The organism is Tabrizicola sp. YIM 78059 (assembly GCF_004959785.1).
Taxonomy (GTDB): domain Bacteria; phylum Pseudomonadota; class Alphaproteobacteria; order Rhodobacterales; family Rhodobacteraceae; genus Tabrizicola; species Tabrizicola caldifontis.
Genome location: NZ_SJZH01000004.1, coordinates 119,817 through 131,904 on the forward strand (window position 1 = coordinate 119,817; position 12,088 = coordinate 131,904).

Sequence of the window (12,088 nt, forward strand, 5' to 3'; positions counted from 1 at the left end):
CTTGTTGACTGGCCCGGTTCATGCACCGCAACCGAAGCTGCGAACAGAACCAGTTCACGACAATCTCAAGGGGCCGCCCGCCGGTCAGGGCTGGTCGCGGGCCTCCAGAAGCCGGGTAAGCGCCGCGGCAAAGCGGCGGGCATCACGCTCGGTCGCGGTGCCGAAGCCGATGACGAGGCCCTGTTCCGGCCGGTCAATGAAGTAGTCCGACAATGAGGACACGGCATAGCCCGCAGCATTCAGGGCGGCGCGCAAGGGCCCGTCGTCGGTGAGCTCCGGCAGGCGGGCCGTCAGTTGCAGGCCGCCGTCGGGGGTGGACAGCTGCACCCGGTCGCCCAGCGCCTCGGTCAGGGCCGCCCCCACGAACCCCAGGCGCTCACGATAGGCGGACGAGATCGCGGCGACATGCGCGCGCCAGGCACCCTGCGCCATGAACTCGGCCAGCGCCGCCTGGGCATGGACATTCGCCGCGAGGCCCAGCCGCCGCTGCACGGCGCAGAGCGCCTTGGCGCATCCCGGCGGCGCCACCATCCAGCCGATGCGCAGGCCCGGCAGCAGGCTTTTGGCGGCACTACCCAGATATACCACATGACCCGCGTCCGGCTGTGCGGCGAGCGCCGCGATGCCGCGCCCTTCCCAGACGAATTCGCTGTCGTAGTCGTCCTCTACGATCACGGCGCCGATGGCGCGGGCGGCGTCCAGCAGGGCAAGACGGCGGGCCATCGGCATCCGCACGCCGGTCGGATACTGGGTCGAAGGGGTGACGTAGATCAGCCGCGCCCCGGCCATCTCGGCGCGCGCGGGGTCGGCGCCGCGGGCATCCACGGGCAGCGCCCGGCAGGTCAGCCCTGCCGCCTGGAACGTCGCCCGGGCGCTGATGTAGCCCGGGCTTTCGACCAGTGCGACCTCGCCCGGATCGGCAAAGGCGGCGGCGGCGATCATCAGGCTTGCCTGTGTGCCTGGGGTCACGACGATGTCCTCGGGCGCGCAGACAAGGCCGCGGTGGCGGTGCAGCTGGTCGGCCAGCACCTGCCGCAGCTCGGGCAAGCCTTCGAAATGGGCATAGCCCTCGGCCCCGTCCTGCCGGTGGCGCGCGGCGCGCCGCAGCACCCGCCCCCAGGCATCGGCGGGAAACAGCGCCGGATCGGGCGAACCGGGGGCCAGCCGCCCCTCGGCCAGACCGCGCCGAAGGATGACGGCGGCCATGCCGGCGCGCTGCGACAGGCGGACGGGGGCGACCGCCCCCGGCGCCCTGCCGACCTCCAATGCCGCCACGCGCGGCGATGCGCCGGGACGGACCTCGATCACGCCTTCGGCCGCCAGAAGTTCGTAGGCGGCGTTCACCGTGTTGCGCCCCACGCCCAGAAGGGCCGCGGCCGCGCGGGACGAGGGGAGCGCCTCGCCCGGCACAAGCCGCCGGTCCAGCACTGCCGTGCGGATGCTGCGATAGAGCTGTGCGACCAGTGTCTCCGCCCCGTCCGGGTCGAGCGTCACGAGGCTGGCAAGGACGACTGGTTCCATGAAATCCCCCGCTACTGGCTCCTCCATGGGGCAGGATCATGCGGCAAAAGGCGCCCGTCCGACAGAGGAAGTTGCGCCATGACCGACCAACCCCGCTTCAACCGCGCCCGCAACGGCAAGCGCGCCCTTTATGACGAGGCGACCGTCCACGCGATCCTCGATGCCGGGCTGGTCGGTCATGTCGGCTTCGTCGCCGAGGGGCGGCCGATGGTGATGCCCATGGCCTATGCCCGCGGCCCCGGCTGCATCTGGCTGCACGGTGCCTCCAAGGCGCGGATCGTGAAGCTGGCCGAGGGTGCGGCGCTCACCATGACCGTCACGCTTCTTGACGGGATCGTGGCGGCGCGGTCGGGGTTCCACCATTCGGTCAACTACCGCTCTGCAGTCGTCCACGGCACGGGCCGGGCGGTGACCGACACCGACGAACTGGACACCGCCCTGCAGGCGATCACCGAGCATCTGCTGCCCGGCCGTTCCGCGGAAATCCGCCCGATGACCGCGCAGGAGCGCAAGGCGACCGGCGTCATCGCCCTGGCCGTCGAGGCCGCCTGCGCCAAGGTCCGCAGCGGACCGCCGGCCGACGACGCGGGCGACCACGCCCTCTGCCTCTGGGGCGGGGTGGTGCCGGTCGTCACGGCGCTCGGCCGCGGCGTTGCCGATGCCCATACCCCCGAGGGCCTGGCCGAGCCGCCCTCGATCAGCCGTGCCCGCGCGCGCTTTGCACTCTGACCATCCGAACCTTATTTCAAGGCCTTCCTCCCATGACCCTTGTCCTTCCGTCCCGCGCGCGAACCTCGCGACTCCGATCCCTGCGCCAGATCATCGCGGCCTTCCGGCGCCAGATCCGAATTCGGTCGGAGACCGCCCATCTGGACGACCACCTGCGCGCCGATATCGGCCTGCCGCCCCTGGCGGAACGACCACTGGAGCCGCACGAGGTCGCTGCGCGTCTTTTCCTGATGGCCGCGCGCTGAGGCCGTCCGATGAAGAGGCTTTCCGCGATGACCCGATGCCTGATCCCAGTCTGCCTCGCCGGTGCGGCCCTTGCCGCACTGCCGGTGGCCACCCTTGCCGAGGAAACCCCCATGCGCCCACGAACCGACCCCGCAGGCCGCTTCTCGCTGGTCGCGCCCGAGGGATGGCAGCGCGACGATGCCGGGCCCCTCGTGCGCCTGACCAGCCCCGAGGGCGACATCGCCCTGTGGTTCGGCCTGTCCGACATGAACGTTCCGGCCGAGGCCATCGCCGCCGCCTGGACCGCCGCGGGCGAGACTGCCCCCGCCCCGCAAGCCATCGTCCCCGCCCCCCCGCGCCCTGGGTTCGAGGCCGCGACGGCCTTCGTCTATCCGGCGGAAGACGGGATCTTCCGGCAGGCCGTCGCCGAAAGCCACGGCGGCCGTATGCATGTCACGCTGATCCGCGGCGCGATGGCCGCGCTCGACCGGCGCGGCGCGCAGGTCAACATCGCGGTGACGGGGTTCCGTCCCGCGGATGCGGTGACCGAAACGCTTGCCGGTTTGTCCCCCGCCGCGCTGGAGGCCGCAGACCTCGCCGCGCTTTCTGCCTATGTCGAGGAGAACCTCGGCCGCTTCGACGTGCCAGGCGCCGTCGTCGCCGTGGTGCAGGGGGGCGAGGTGCGGATGCTCTCGGGCTTCGGCCTGCGCGCCCGGGGGTCGGACGATCCGGTGACGCCGCAGACCCGGATGATGATCGGCTCGGTCGGCAAGAGCATGACGACCCTTCTGATGGCGCGGCTGGTCGAGGAGGGGCGCCTGTCCTGGGACCGTCCGGTGCAGGACCTCTTGCCGCGCTTTGCCGTGGCCGACCCGGAACTCTCCGCGACGATCACCGTGCAGAACCTCGTCTGCGCCTGTTCAGGCGTGCCACGGCGTGACATGGAGTTCCTGTTCCACGCCAGCGACCTGGATGCCGAGGCGGTGATTGGCTCGCTGTCGGAATTCGAATTCTTCACCGGCTTCGGCGAGGCGTTCCAGTATTCCAACCAGCTCGTGGCTACGGGTGGCTGGGTTGCCGCGGCGGCCGACAGGGCCGCATGGGGCGGGCTGGATGCGGGCTATGCCCGCACGATCGAGGACCGCCTGTTCGCGCCGCTCGGCATGACGCGCTCGACGCTCGACTTCGTCGCGGTCATGGCCGACCCCGACCACGCCATGCCCCATGCGCCGCATGGGGCGGGCATCCGGGCCATCCTGCCGGTCGAGACCGAAGCCGCCCTGCTGCCCGTGGCCCCGGCGGGGGCGCACTGGTCCACCGGGGCCGACATGGCGCGCTATCTTCAGGCGCTGCTGGCCATCGGCGAGGGGAACGGCATCGTCTCGCCCGAAAGCCTCGCGCATCTGACCACGCCGCAGGTGCCGGTCAGCGCCACGATATCCTATGGCCTTGGCTGGTTCGTCGAGGACTGGCGCGGCCACCGCCTGATCCACCATGGCGGCAACACCTTCGGCTTCACGAGCGACCTTGCCTTCCTGCCCGAGGCCGGGGCGGGCATCGTGATCCTGACCAATGCGGGGCGGGCCAACGACTTCGTGCAGGCGGTCCGGGCGCGGTTCCTGGAACTGCTGTTCGACCTGCCGCAGGATCATCACGCGGGCGCGCTGCTCGCCCGCGCCGAGGCCGACCGCCGCGCATCCGACTGGGCGGCGGTCCAGCCGGTTCCCGCCGAAACGGCAGCGGCGGCCGAGGGACGGTATCGCTCGCCCGTGCTGGGCGAGGTCTCCTTGCGCCGCGCGGGCGACCGGCTGATCTTCGACATCGCCGAGATGGCGGGCGAGATCCGGCCGGACCCGGCCCGACCCGGCCGCTGGATCGTCTGGGAGGGGCCGCTCTTCACCATGCCGCTGGCGTTCGATGCGGCGAAGGGAACGCTCACCTTCGGCGAAGGCGCTGCGCAATATTTGTTCGAGAGGGTCGAATGATGACCGCCGGAAAGTCTGGTCTGCTGCTTGTCGTTCTTGCGCCGATGGCGTTCGCCTGGCTGGTGACCCCCGCCCATGCCGACCCGATGCGGCCCGGTGCCGAACACTGCGTCGTAGGCGTCGCGCCAGACGATCCGCTGAACCTGCGCGCAGGCCCGGGAGCCGGGCATCGGGTGGTGACCCGTCTGCCTTACGCACGCTGCGGGCTGATCGTGACGGCCAGCTGCCGAGGAAACTGGTGCCCGGTGGAGGATGGCCACCATGCCGGCTGGGCGCACCGCCGCTTCATCGCGGCGGTATCGCCAGGGACAAACTGCCTGCGGCCGGGGCAGGCCGTGGCGCTGCGGGCCTGGCCCGCCGAACAGTCGCGCGCGCTGACCCGGCTGGCCCCGCAAGGCTGCGACATCGCCCTGCTACCCTACCAGGTGGCGGGCTGGCAGAAGATCCGACAGGGTGGATGGGAAGGCTGGGTGCGCCTGTCGGACCTGCTGTCCAACGAGTGACGACGCTCCTTGCGGCCCTGCGGCAGCTTCGCCGGGTTTGCGCACGGCGCACATTCGGGTTCGGGTCCGCAGCGGCACCACGGTCGATCTTCCTGGTATCCCCGGCACGGACCGGATGAGTACCGGTCTGCGAAAAGGAGGGGTGGATCAGGGATCCCACCGTCAAGCCTGATCTTGTCCGGATAGACCGTATCGACCTTGCTACAGGCGTGCCTGGCCCACTCCGACAAAGGTCCGTGGCCCCGCCACTCTTGAACCGCGGACAAGGCACCGTGGCTGAGCACCGCTTGCTGCGCGCGGCAGATCGCCTCGAGCGGCAGCAGTGCATCCCGCACATGTTGGCTGCCTCGGTCCGGGTCGATTTCAAGGAGTGCCCTCTCGAGCAGAAGTCGATAGTCGCTCTCCCTCGCGTGCCGGCGGAAGACCTTGCAGTGGTAGCAATTGGCGCGGTCGACCTTGGCGGCGGCCTTCACTTGCCCTGGCACTGTGGTGGAACCGGCCCACTTCCCCGACAGCGCCCGGTGGGAACCCGCGGCATATTGCATCTGTCTTCCGTCCCACGAGCAGAGCAGAAACAAAAATCCCGGCGGATCCAGCCGGGCACCGGCAACGGTCTGCATGAACGCTATACGATCAAGCGAGGAAATCATGATGCAGCCTGAACCAGAACCTGCTGCCCTCCTGCCATGATCGAGGCCGTTCGGGCGGCCAGCGCCATCATAAGGGCCGAGTTCCATCGCCCCGTCGGTCCAAGAGGCTGCGGATCGAAGACGGCCCCGATCGACACGGAAGTCACGCTGGCCCTGAAGGACCGCCTGCCCGGCCTGGATGCCTACGGCTTCCCCGGCCAAAAGACCAGGGCCATCCTGCCTCGGGCAGCGACATCTGGGGGTGGGCCCTCATGACGGGACAGCGGGCTTCCTTTCCGGTCGCCGGAGATCGGCCATCTCGGCCGGCTTGCTGCGTCCGGGGCGCGGCGATCATCCGGTGCCGGCTGCGACCTGATCACCTGCGGCAAAGCTACACCGCTCACGCACAACCGCGTGGTGTCGCGCTGCTTGCCTGTCAGGGGCGCAAGGCGATCCCACCGCCGCTGCACAACGCCGCACTGTCGTGCCGCCCCGTCGCGGCCCCCAGCATCTGCCATCCCTGCCCGCAGGAATACTGGCCCGACAATGCGCTGAACCTGGCCGGGGCCCTGCTCGCCACCGGCGCGGAAACGGCAGCGGCGCCGGGCATCGGCCAGGAGGCAAGCACTTGATATCGAACTCGTTCCGGACAGGCCCGGCCGTCACGCGCAATCCGGCAGCCGGTCATTCCGCAGCCCCCAGGCTCTTGCGTGCAACCTCGGCGGCGTCGCGCAGATGGTCGTCCACGGCCCTTGCAGCCGCCGCCGCGTTGCCGGAACAGATCGCGTCGCAGATCCGTTCCATGTGCGCCTGACCCGAGGTGCTGCGGTCGCTGCTGGCCAGGGTCAACGCCCGAAGCCTGGAGATCCGTCCGTTCAGCCGCTGGACGATCTCCCAGGCGATGTCGTGCCCTGCGGCGGTGAAGATCACCTCGTAGAACGCGGTCGTCGCCGCCAGAAGTTCTGCCGGAGGTGCACCGGCGAAAGCCGCCCTTATGCGGGCAAGGGCAGATCGCAGACGTTGCTTCACGCTGTCATCTGCGCGCCGGGCGCAGGCGGCGGCGGCATCTGCCTCGAGCAGGCGGCGGATGTCGTAGATCTGGCGCGCGCGTGGCCAGTCCAGCGTGGCGACGACCGGGCCGACACGCGGCAGGATCTCGACCAGCCCCTCGGCCTCCAGGTAGCGGATCGCCTCGCGCACGACAGACCGCGACACGCCCAACTGGTCGCAAAGCGTCCGCTCGACCAGACGGTGCCCGCCGGGAAACCGCCCCTCGACGATCGCCTGCCTGAGCCGGCCGACCGCCAGTTCCCGCAGGGTGGTCGGCGCGTGGTTGATGCGAAGATCCAGAGTGTCGTTCATTCTTGCACTCTACGGGTCAATCGGGCACCGCCGCAAGGGATATTGACAGATGGTATTCTGGTATACCAAGCTTCGCAGCAAGATCGGAGACCCACATGCCCGCACAGATTCGCAAGACATGCACTTTCGTCGAGACGCTTCTGATCGAAGGCGGTCGCGCCGCACCTGTGCCGCTTAAGCTGATCGCCGCGGCCGCGGTGCTGCGAAACCCGTGGGCCGGCCGAGGCTTTGTCGAGGACTTGAAGCCCGAGATCCACCAGATCGCGCCCGAACTGGGCCAGCTTCTGACCGGCATGATCCTTGAGGCCGCCGGAGGAGGGAACCGGGTGGAAGGCTACGGCAAGGCCGCAGTCGTCGGCCTGTCGGGCGAGCTGGAACATGCCAATGCGCTGATCCATACCCTGCGCTTCGGCAATCATTACCGGCAGGCGGTCGGGGCCAGAACCTACCTTGCCTTCACCAACGTGCGCGGGCCGGCAAACTGCCCCGTAATGATCCCCCTTATGGACAAGCACGACGAAGGCCGCAGGTCACATTATCAGACCGTACACTTCTCGATCCCCGACGCGCCGGCCGCGGACGAGATCGTCGTCGCTCTGGGCGCCTCGACCGGGGGGCGGCCGCATCACCGGATCGGTGACCGCTACCAGGATCTCAGGGACCTTGGCCATGACGTCTCGAACCCTGCGGCTGTCTGACGGCCGCGCCGTCCGCGTGCTGGACCACGGCGCCGGACCGCCGGTCCTTCTTCTTCACGGCGTAGGCCTGCGGGCCGAGGTGTGGGAGCCTCAGATCGCCGCACTTTCGGCCACGCACCGCGTGATCGCTGCCGACCTGCCGGGCCATGGCGAAAGCGACGCGCTGGCAATCCTGCCCGACCTGCCGGACTATGTCGCCTGGGCCGCCCGACTGGCAGAGTCCATCGGAGGCCCCATCGCGGTCGCCGGTCATTCGATGGGTGCCCTGATCACCATGGGTCTTGCGGTCGAACGTCCCGACCTTCTGACGCGCGCCGCCCTGCTGTGCCCCGTCTTCCGCCGGACGCCCGAGGCCCGGGCCGCGGTTCTGGCGCGGGCTGAGGAGATCGCGGTCGGGCGCGGCGGCATCGACGGGCCGCTGTCGCGCTGGTTCGGGGATCAAAACGGCCGCCTGCGCACGCGTGTGGCCGGCTGGCTGCGGTCGGTGCCGCAGGCAGGCTATGCCGCGGCCTATCGCGCCTTTGCCACGGGGGATTCGATCTACGCCGACCGGATCGGCCTGATCAGGCGGCCACTTCTGGTGCTGACTGCCGATGGCGACGCGAATTCCAGCGCCGAAATGGCCCGCCAGATCGCCACGGCCGCACCAAGGGGGCGGGCCGTCGTGATCGAAGGTCACCGCCACATGGTACCCCTGACCGCCCCCGAGGCGGTAAACCTGGCCTTGATTGAGTGGCTGGCCACCGGACAGAAGGAGGCTGCGGCATGACCCCTTCTCCCCGCGCGCTGCGCGATGCCTTCGGCTGTTTCATGACCGGCGTCACGGTCGTCACGACGCTTGACCAGGACGGGCGGCCTCTGGGCTTTACCGCGAATTCCTTTGCTTCTGTATCGCTTGATCCGCCGCTGCTGCTGGTGTCGATCGCGAACAGTTCGGCCAATCGGGCAAGCTTTACCAAAGGCGCAGGCTTTGCGGTAAATATCCTGTCCGAGAACCAGAAGGATATTTCCGCCACCTTTGCCCGCCCCTCTGACGACCGCTTCGCCGGGGTTTACTGGAGGCGCGGCCCTGTCGGCTTTCCGCTGATCGCCGGTGCCTCGGCCTGGTTCGACTGTACGCTGCACCAGGTGATCCCGGCGGGCGACCACAGCATCCTGATCGGGCTGATCGGGGCCTTCGAGGCCACCTCCCACCCTGGCCTTGGCTACTATCGCGGTGCCTATGTCACCCAGGCTGCAACTGCGGCGCAGATGCCGGCAGGGCCGGATGTCGTGATCTCGGCCATTCTGGAGGCCGAGGGCCGGGTGCTTCTGGTCGATGACGGACGCGGCGGCCTTTCGGTGCCGATGGCTAAGGTCGGACCGAGGGGCGTGCAGGCCACGCTGATGGACCTGATCGACGGCCTTGGCCTTCAGGCAGAGGCCGGCATGATCTATGCGGTCTATGAGGACAGCAGGCTGGGCACCCAGCATATTGCCTTGCGCTGCCCCACTGTCCTGTCGCAGCCGAAGCGCGGCGCCTTCGTGGAACTGTCCTGCGACGGGGTCTCGGACATCACGGACCCGGCGCTGCGCATCATGCTGGAACGGCTGGCCGGGGAATCGCGCCTGGGCAACTACGGTATCTATTTCGGCACGCACGAAACCGGGCGTGTGCAACGCGGCTCAGAGGGGCTGATAGCATGAAATTCTCGCTTTTCATCCATATGGAGCGCGTCTCGGCCAAGGATGACGAGCGGCGGCTCTATGACGAAATGATCGAACTGTGCCACATCGCAGACGAGGGTGGGATGCATGCCATCTGGACGGGCGAACACCACGGCATGAGCTTCACCATCGCGCCGAACCCGCTGCTTAACCTTGTCGATCTGGCACGGCGCACGAAGAACGTCCGCCTTGGCACCGGCACGGTGATCGCGCCGTTCTGGCATCCGATCCGGCTTGCGGGCGAAGCGGCCATGGCCGACATCATCATGGACGGAAGGCTCGAGCTTGGCATTGCGCGCGGCGCCTACAGCTTCGAATATGAACGGCTCATGCCCGGACTTGACGCCTGGAACGCAGGCGGCCGGATGCGCGAGCTTATCCCGGCCGTCAAGGCGCTGTGGCAGGGCGACTATGCGCATGACGGGCAATACTGGCAGTTTCCCCGGACGACCTCGACGCCGAAGCCGGCCCAACAGCCCGGGCCGCCGATCTGGGTCGCCGCGCGCGATCCGAGCAGCCATGACTTTGCCGTGGCTAATGGGTGCAATGTCCAGGTCACGCCGCTGCATCTGGGCGACGATGAGGTCGTCAGCCTGATGGAGCGATTCAACACAGCCTGCGCCGCCCACCCCGAGGTACCGCGGCCGAAGATCATGGTCCTGCGCCACGCCTACGTCGCATCGGACGAGGCCGATGCACGCACCGCCGCCGAAGAAATGACCCGGTTCTATTGCTATTTCGGCGCCTGGTTCAAGAACGAGCGCCCGATCCAGCAGGGCCTGATCCAGGAGTTGACCGAAGATGAGATCGCGGCCCATCCCGTCTATTCCGCCGCCGCAATGCGCCGCAACCAGATCATCGGCGAGCCGGACGAAGTGATCGCCCGCCTCAAATCCTACGAGGCACTCGGCTATGACGAATTCAGCTTCTGGATTGACTCGGGCATGAGCTTCGAACGCAAGAAGGCCTCGCTTCAGCGGATGATCCGCGACGTGATGCCGGCCTTTGCCTGAGGGGGCCGGTCATGGAACGGTTCCAGCATTACATCGACGGGCAGTTCGAGGACGGGAAGGACAGTTTCGCAAGCCTTGATCCCGCGACGGGCGTCCCCTGGGCCGAAATGCCGCTTGCCTCGGCCCATGACGTGGATCGTGCGGTTACATCGGCGCACCGGGCCTTTCTTTCTGCCCCCTGGGCAACGATGACCGCGACGGCGCGCGGCAAGCTTCTGTACCGGCTTGCCGATCTGGTGCAGGCCGCCGCCCCGCGTCTGGCGGCGCTGGAAACCCGCGACACCGGCAAGATCATCCGCGAAACATCAGCCCAGATCGCCTATGTCGCTGAATATTACCGCTATTACGCCGGTCTCGCCGACAAGATCGAAGGCGCGCATCTGCCCATCGACAAGCCCGACATGGAGGTGTGGCTGCGCCGCGAACCGGTGGGCGTGGTCGCAGCCATCGTGCCTTGGAACAGTCAGCTCTTCCTCTCTGCGGTCAAGCTGGGGCCTGCCCTCGCTGCCGGGTGCACGGTGGTTCTGAAGGCATCCGAAGACGGGCCGGCGCCGCTGCTGGAATTCGCCCGCCTGGTGCATGAGGCCGGCTTTCCGCCCGGCGTCGTCAATATCCTGACCGGTGGGCCCGAAGCAGGACAGGCGCTGACCACCCACCCCAAGATCGCGCACATCGCCTTCACCGGCGGGCCCGAGACCGCGCGGCACATCCTGCGCGCCTCGGCCGAGAATCTTGCCCGCACCTCGCTGGAACTGGGCGGCAAGTCACCCTTCATCGTGTTCGATGATGCCGATCTGGACAGTGCGGCCAATGCCCAGGTCGCAGGGATCTTCGCCGCGAGCGGGCAAAGCTGCGTCGCGGGATCGCGCTTGCTGGTGCAGCGGAGCGTGAAGAAGCCGATGCTGGCCCGGCTGATCGCGAAGGCCGGGGCCGTCGCCATCGGCGCGCCGGATCGGATGGAGACCGAGGTCGGCCCGCTGTGTACGGCCCGGCAACGTGACCGCATCGTGCGCCTGGTCGAACGGTCAGTCGCGGCGGGGGCGCGGGTGGTGGCCGGCGGGGTTGCGCCGGATGGCCCAGGTTTCTTCTTTCCACCGACGATCCTTGATTGCTCTGACGCCCCCGAGGCACCGGCGCTTCACGAGGAATTCTTCGGCCCGGTCCTGTCCGTCGTGACCTTCGACACCGAGGACGAGGCGCTGGCCATGGCCAACGGCACCGATTACGGCCTTGCTTCGGGCGTATTCACCCGCAGCCTGACGCGCGCCCACCGCATGATCCGTGGCATCCGCGCCGGGATCGTCTGGGTCAACACCTACCGCGCCGTGTCGCCCATCGCGCCCTTCGGCGGACATGGGTTATCGGGCCACGGCCGCGAAGGCGGGATGGCGGCGGCATTGGATTACACGACGATCAAGACGGTCTGGTTAAGGACGTCGGACGATCCGATCCCCGATCCCTTCGTGATGCGCTGAACCACTGCCCGGGCGGCGGGGCAGCAAGGCGGCGGAAGACAGCGATCCGTCCCTGTCCGGGGCGGCACTTGGCCGGGGCAGCCGCCCCGGCGCTGACCCGCACCCATGCCGACAAGCGTCGCACCCACATGCATGGCCGGATCTGCTTCGGCCCCCATCCCGGTAGAGGCCACGCGCATCCTGGTCGGCACGAAGCCCGTGGCGACCAGGTCGGACCTCGATGCTCCCCCTGCCGCAGCGG

At 68.6% G+C, this 12,088-nt stretch carries 13 protein-coding genes; 11 read left to right on the top strand and 2 right to left on the bottom strand.

Going from position 1 to position 12,088, the window contains the following annotated elements:
- Positions 1 to 84: 84 nt before the first annotated feature.
- Complete coding sequence (locus EZM81_RS07335) at positions 85 to 1,521, bottom strand: PLP-dependent aminotransferase family protein (RefSeq protein WP_169052328.1); 1,437 nt, start codon at positions 1,519 to 1,521, stop codon at positions 85 to 87.
- A 78-nt stretch (positions 1,522 to 1,599) separates the two neighbouring features.
- On the opposite strand from EZM81_RS07335, the gene EZM81_RS07340 reads away from it, so the two are divergent.
- The 6 genes from EZM81_RS07340 (at position 1,600) to EZM81_RS18410 (ending at position 6,224) form a co-directional block, all read left to right on the top strand.
- Positions 1,600 to 2,250, top strand: coding sequence for a pyridoxamine 5'-phosphate oxidase family protein (locus EZM81_RS07340; RefSeq protein ID WP_135449858.1), 651 nt, complete (start codon positions 1,600 to 1,602; stop codon positions 2,248 to 2,250).
- Between the two features lie 32 nt (positions 2,251 to 2,282).
- Positions 2,283 to 2,495 (top strand): DUF1127 domain-containing protein, encoded by a 213-nt coding sequence (locus EZM81_RS07345; protein WP_135449857.1) that lies wholly within the window; start codon positions 2,283 to 2,285, stop codon positions 2,493 to 2,495.
- A 9-nt stretch (positions 2,496 to 2,504) separates the two neighbouring features.
- Complete coding sequence (locus EZM81_RS07350) at positions 2,505 to 4,460, top strand: serine hydrolase (protein ID WP_136645291.1); 1,956 nt, start codon at positions 2,505 to 2,507, stop codon at positions 4,458 to 4,460.
- The gene (locus EZM81_RS07355) at positions 4,457 to 4,963 is read left to right on the top strand and encodes an SH3 domain-containing protein (protein WP_136645292.1); all 507 of its coding nucleotides are present in this window, start codon (positions 4,457 to 4,459) and stop codon (positions 4,961 to 4,963) included. Before EZM81_RS07350 ends, EZM81_RS07355 begins: the two co-directional genes overlap by 4 nt.
- A 272-nt stretch (positions 4,964 to 5,235) precedes the next feature.
- On the top strand, positions 5,236 to 5,625 hold the full coding sequence (locus EZM81_RS07360; protein WP_136645293.1) for a hypothetical protein: 390 nt from the start codon (positions 5,236 to 5,238) through the stop codon (positions 5,623 to 5,625).
- A 239-nt stretch (positions 5,626 to 5,864) separates the two neighbouring features.
- On the top strand, positions 5,865 to 6,224 hold the full coding sequence (locus EZM81_RS18410; RefSeq protein ID WP_136645294.1) for a hypothetical protein: 360 nt from the start codon (positions 5,865 to 5,867) through the stop codon (positions 6,222 to 6,224).
- Positions 6,225 to 6,276: 52 nt separating this feature from the next.
- Here the strand turns inward: EZM81_RS18410 and EZM81_RS07370 are convergent, their stop codons facing one another.
- Positions 6,277 to 6,954, bottom strand: a complete 678-nt coding sequence (locus tag EZM81_RS07370) for a GntR family transcriptional regulator (RefSeq protein ID WP_136645295.1) — start codon at positions 6,952 to 6,954, stop codon at positions 6,277 to 6,279.
- 95 nt (positions 6,955 to 7,049) lie between these two features.
- On the opposite strand from EZM81_RS07370, the gene EZM81_RS07375 reads away from it, so the two are divergent.
- Genes EZM81_RS07375 through EZM81_RS07395 form a run of 5 tightly spaced genes read left to right on the top strand, consistent with a single transcriptional unit; the run spans position 7,050 to position 11,847 of the window.
- Positions 7,050 to 7,652: an amino acid synthesis family protein gene (locus tag EZM81_RS07375; RefSeq protein ID WP_136645296.1), complete on the top strand. Its 603-nt coding sequence runs from the start codon at positions 7,050 to 7,052 to the stop codon at positions 7,650 to 7,652.
- Positions 7,624 to 8,421, top strand: coding sequence for an alpha/beta fold hydrolase (locus EZM81_RS07380; protein WP_135449852.1), 798 nt, complete (start codon positions 7,624 to 7,626; stop codon positions 8,419 to 8,421). Before EZM81_RS07375 ends, EZM81_RS07380 begins: the two co-directional genes overlap by 29 nt.
- Positions 8,418 to 9,338, top strand: coding sequence for a flavin reductase family protein (locus EZM81_RS07385; RefSeq protein WP_136645297.1), 921 nt, complete (start codon positions 8,418 to 8,420; stop codon positions 9,336 to 9,338). The genes EZM81_RS07380 and EZM81_RS07385 overlap by 4 nt, the downstream gene beginning before the upstream one ends.
- Positions 9,335 to 10,372: an LLM class flavin-dependent oxidoreductase gene (locus EZM81_RS07390; RefSeq protein ID WP_135449850.1), complete on the top strand. Its 1,038-nt coding sequence runs from the start codon at positions 9,335 to 9,337 to the stop codon at positions 10,370 to 10,372. Before EZM81_RS07385 ends, EZM81_RS07390 begins: the two co-directional genes overlap by 4 nt.
- Before the next feature lie 11 nt (positions 10,373 to 10,383).
- Positions 10,384 to 11,847 (top strand): aldehyde dehydrogenase, encoded by a 1,464-nt coding sequence (locus EZM81_RS07395; protein ID WP_136645298.1) that lies wholly within the window; start codon positions 10,384 to 10,386, stop codon positions 11,845 to 11,847.
- Positions 11,848 to 12,088: the final 241 nt, after the last annotated feature.

Coding starts and splice junctions, on each gene's coding strand:
- EZM81_RS07335 (WP_169052328.1), bottom strand. CDS start 1,521: ATGGAACCAGTCGTCCTTGCCAGCCTCGTGACGCTCGACCCGGACGGG.
- EZM81_RS07340 (WP_135449858.1), top strand. CDS start 1,600: ATGACCGACCAACCCCGCTTCAACCGCGCCCGCAACGGCAAGCGCGCC.
- EZM81_RS07345 (WP_135449857.1), top strand. CDS start 2,283: ATGACCCTTGTCCTTCCGTCCCGCGCGCGAACCTCGCGACTCCGATCC.
- EZM81_RS07350 (WP_136645291.1), top strand. CDS start 2,505: ATGAAGAGGCTTTCCGCGATGACCCGATGCCTGATCCCAGTCTGCCTC.
- EZM81_RS07355 (WP_136645292.1), top strand. CDS start 4,457: ATGATGACCGCCGGAAAGTCTGGTCTGCTGCTTGTCGTTCTTGCGCCG.
- EZM81_RS18410 (WP_136645294.1), top strand. CDS start 5,865: ATGACGGGACAGCGGGCTTCCTTTCCGGTCGCCGGAGATCGGCCATCT.
- EZM81_RS07370 (WP_136645295.1), bottom strand. CDS start 6,954: ATGAACGACACTCTGGATCTTCGCATCAACCACGCGCCGACCACCCTG.
- EZM81_RS07375 (WP_136645296.1), top strand. CDS start 7,050: ATGCCCGCACAGATTCGCAAGACATGCACTTTCGTCGAGACGCTTCTG.
- EZM81_RS07380 (WP_135449852.1), top strand. CDS start 7,624: ATGACGTCTCGAACCCTGCGGCTGTCTGACGGCCGCGCCGTCCGCGTG.
- EZM81_RS07385 (WP_136645297.1), top strand. CDS start 8,418: ATGACCCCTTCTCCCCGCGCGCTGCGCGATGCCTTCGGCTGTTTCATG.
- EZM81_RS07390 (WP_135449850.1), top strand. CDS start 9,335: ATGAAATTCTCGCTTTTCATCCATATGGAGCGCGTCTCGGCCAAGGAT.
- EZM81_RS07395 (WP_136645298.1), top strand. CDS start 10,384: ATGGAACGGTTCCAGCATTACATCGACGGGCAGTTCGAGGACGGGAAG.